This is a genomic window from Zoogloea sp. LCSB751 (assembly GCF_002028455.1).
In the GTDB taxonomy this organism is placed as follows: Bacteria; Pseudomonadota; Gammaproteobacteria; order Burkholderiales; family Rhodocyclaceae; genus Zoogloea.
The window spans coordinates 1-270 of sequence record NZ_MWUM01000207.1 but is presented as its reverse complement, the minus strand read 5'-3'; the positions used below and the strand labels follow the sequence as shown (position 1 = coordinate 270).

The 270-nt window shown below is 45.6% G+C and carries 1 protein-coding gene; it reads left to right on the top strand.

The annotated features are described in order from the left end of the window. On the top strand, positions 1 to 177 hold a 177-nt coding region (locus B4920_RS31120; protein WP_368664743.1), incomplete at its 5' end, for a DUF6701 domain-containing protein. Between the last annotated feature and the right edge of the window lie 93 nt (positions 178 to 270).

Genomic DNA, 270 nt, shown 5'->3' with positions numbered 1-270 from the left:
AGTGGCAACTTATATCGCGGTCAAGTGACCGCGCCTTTAGACGTACCGACTTGGTTAGAATGGTATTGGAACTGGAATGGGGTGTCTCCAACCAGCTTATCCGATCCCCGTGCGAGTGCATTTTTTGGGCGTTACCGAGGTCATGACAGAATCATCTATTGGCGAGAAGTTAATTAGTGGGGTAGATCGATTTTGCTGAATTGGAATTAGTCCGTAGTGATTTATCGTTATGCGATGCGTTTTGTTGCATGAACTCAAAGCATCATGCTA